This is a genomic window from Mesorhizobium sp. WSM4817 (assembly GCF_055811135.1).
The window spans coordinates 1-2377 of the sequence record NZ_JBVVQQ010000081.1; the positions used below are offsets into that span (position 1 = coordinate 1).

At 64.3% G+C, this 2377-nt stretch carries 1 protein-coding gene; it reads left to right on the top strand.

The features are described 5' to 3' along the window. The first annotated feature begins 251 nt into the window (after positions 1-251). Positions 252-2189, top strand: coding sequence for an adenylate/guanylate cyclase domain-containing protein (locus tag AC0L2K_RS34755; protein WP_473533634.1), 1938 nt, complete (start codon positions 252-254; stop codon positions 2187-2189). Positions 2190-2377: the final 188 nt, after the last annotated feature.

Sequence of the window (2377 nt, forward strand, 5' to 3'; positions counted from 1 at the left end):
TGTCGTGCATGCGCCTTTCCGGGAGTTGACACTCTCGACACTGCGCGAGAAAGGGGCGCATCTTCGAGGCGCCCGCGTCCGCGACTGAGGCGGGCGCTCTTCCATATTTTTACGAAGGAACACCCCTATGAGGATCAGAATCATCGGCGCTGGAAACATCGGCGCCACATTGGTGCGAATGCTTCGGCGCGTCCTCTCCTTAAAGCCGTCGCCGGGCTTGCAATGCGGTGGCGCATTATGACGTTGGCTGCATGAGCACGTCCGCACAACCAGTGCGTCTGGTCCGCCCCGAAAAGAAGCGGCGTCGCATCCCCATTGCAGTCATCATGGTGATGAGTTTCGGCAGCCTCGTGTTCCTGTCGGTCGGCGGCGTGCTCGCATTGTCGGTCGGCGCCAACCTTCGCAACACTTTCGACCTGCTCGGCGCCCAGTCGACGCTCCTGATCGATGCGATGGAGGATTTGCTGCGCGCCGAGATGGGGCGCGCCGAGAGCGCCGTGGACGGCGTCGCGCAGCTCTACAAGCAGGGCGAGTTCCAGATCGACGACGAGGCGATGTCGGCGGCACTTGCCAGTGCGCTGGCGGCAGCGCCGGGGGTGAACGCAATGTTGATCTGCACACCCGACCTGATTTGCAGGGGGGCGGCGGTGACCGGGGACAACGACGCCAAATATCCTGCCGGAACGATCCGGAAACTCCCCGCCGAGACCGAGAAATCGCCGCAAGTGCGCGCCGTTCTTGAAGAGCGCCAGCAGGTCGACGGACGCCGGTGGGGCGCCTTCGTGGCCAACGAATATGGCTTGTTCGCCAACGTCTCGGCGCCGCTATCACGCGATGGCGCCACGAAGGCCTGGGTGATCGCCGCGGTGGAACTGCAGAACTTGTCCAAAATCACGCAGGAACTGTCGTCGCGCTTCGGCACGCATGCCTTCATTCTGGATGGCGACGGATCCATCCTGGCGGACCAGCGGCTGGCTTCCCCGGATGCGCTGAAGAACGGCATCCTGCCGCTGACGCCGCTCGCCAATTTCGGCGATCCGGTTCTCGCCGGATATGAGGCGCGCAAACCGGAAGCGGAGTTCAGCACGCAGCGTACCCGCGATATCGAGGTTGCCGAAATCCAGGTTGACGACAAGGACGGTTCGACGTCATGGGACGGAGAGAACACTTACGTCGCTATTACCCGTGAGATCACCGGCTATGGCGACCGGCCCTGGACGCTCGGCGCATATTTCAAGACCAGTCAGATCGGTGACGAAATCGAGCGCGTCATGGGATCGGCCATACTTGGACTTGGCGCGATGGCGGTGGCGGTCATCGTCGCGATTCTTCTCGGCAAGCGCCTGTCGCGCCCGATCCAGGCGATTGCCGGCCAGGCCACGCGCGTCGCCGATTTCGATCTCGACGGCGTGACCCCCCTGCCGCGCAGCAGGGTGCTGGAGTTGGACAACCAGGCTTCGGCCTTCAATGCCATGCTGATCGGTCTGCGTGCATTCTCGACCTATATTCCGCGCTCGCTGGTGGCCAAGCTGGTGCGCACCGGAGAGATCGGCATCGCCGAACCGCGCGAAGCGGTCGTCACCGTCATGTTCACCGACATCGCCGGCTTCACCACGCTGTCGGAGCAGATGGACGCCGCCGCCGCGGCCAGGCTGCTGAACCACCACTTCGCGATCCTGTGCGGCGCGGTCGATGCACATGGCGGTACTGTCGACAAGTTCCTGGGCGACGGCATGCTGGCGTTCTTCGGCGCGCCGGATCGTCTGAAGGGCCATGCCGCCGCGGCCGTGCGCGCAGCCGCGGCCATCCGCGAGGAGCTGGACAAGGACAATCTGGAAGCGGCTGGCGAAGGCCGGCCTCCGCTTCATGTCCGCATCGGCATCCACACGGGCTCCGTCATCGTCGGCAATATCGGGGCATCCGACCGCGTCAACTATACGATCGTCGGCGACACCGTGAACGTCAGCCAGCGGCTGCAGGACCTCGGCAAGCAGCTCGAACCGGGCGCCACCGCCGCAATCGCCATTTCCGGCGAGACCGCGTCGCGGCTCGACGAAAGGTTCGAAAGGATCCCGGCGGGCAAGCACCGGCTGCGCGGCCGCGGCGAGGCGACGGAGGTCTTCCAGCTTGGCAAAGTCGCGACGTCAGCATCGCCCCCTATGGACGTTCACCGCGCTCAAGCGGGCTGAGTAACATGCCACTTCCATGCCGCTGATCGGCGGCTTGAAGAAGCCGACGGCCTTGGGAATGACTGGAGCCGGGTCACCTAGCGCCGTAGCTGATTTCAATTGGAACGGCAGGAACGGTGCAAAGTCGCTGGTTCCGGGCAACGTCCGCTTACGAGCCGCCAAATCGGCCCAGCAAGGACCGGTTTGGG